Genomic DNA, 662 nt, shown 5'->3' on the forward strand with positions numbered 1-662 from the left:
CTCATTGGCAATAGATTTATCACCACGTTCCTTCGTCACGGAGCAGAGTGATGGCTTAGGAGAACTGCTAGTGAACTTAGTTAGTCCCTCCCCTTGAGACACATTGGCGAATGTCAGCTCCGAATCTGAAGCCAAGGGGAGGTTAGGAGGGGTTAGTACGCTGGATTTGGCTTATCCATTAAGACGGATTTTTGTACTTATGCAGCAAATCTAACGGGATATGGCAGTAGTCGTTTGGAAAGCGCGTGAGTCGGTCTTGGTGCTCATCATCACTTGGTACATAGTTTGTAAGCGGCAGCACTTCTACAGCGATCTGATCGGCATCTGGTCTTTCTGCGATAAAAGCTTTAGCAATGGCCAGGTGTTGTTCGTTTTGGCTATAGACACCTGTACGGTACTTTTCGCCTACGTCTTCACCTTGCTTGTTGATGCTATATGGGTCGATGATTTCAAAGAAATAGCCCATTAAGGTTTCAACCGACACTTGGCTTGGATCAAACTCGGTGCGAACGCATTCTGCGTAGCCATCGTATTCGGATTGAGTGTTATCCGTCTTGCCATTTGCGCGTCCAGCTTCGGTGCTGATTACGCCCGGAAGGTGGCGCATAAATTCTTGCACGCCCCAAAGGCAGCCGCCTGCGAAGTAAATCTCTTCCATCATT

At 48.2% G+C, this 662-nt stretch carries 1 protein-coding gene; it reads right to left on the reverse strand.

From position 1 onward, the window contains the following. Positions 1-178: 178 nt before the first annotated feature. The gene (locus R7Z49_RS25495) at positions 179-658 is read right to left on the reverse strand and encodes a peptide-methionine (S)-S-oxide reductase (RefSeq protein ID WP_025524054.1); all 480 of its coding nucleotides are present in this window, start codon (positions 656-658) and stop codon (positions 179-181) included. Positions 659-662: the final 4 nt, after the last annotated feature.

Origin of the sequence: Vibrio sp. 1562 (assembly GCF_033340155.1) — a bacterium.
Lineage (GTDB): Bacteria > Pseudomonadota > Gammaproteobacteria > Enterobacterales > Vibrionaceae > Vibrio > Vibrio alginolyticus.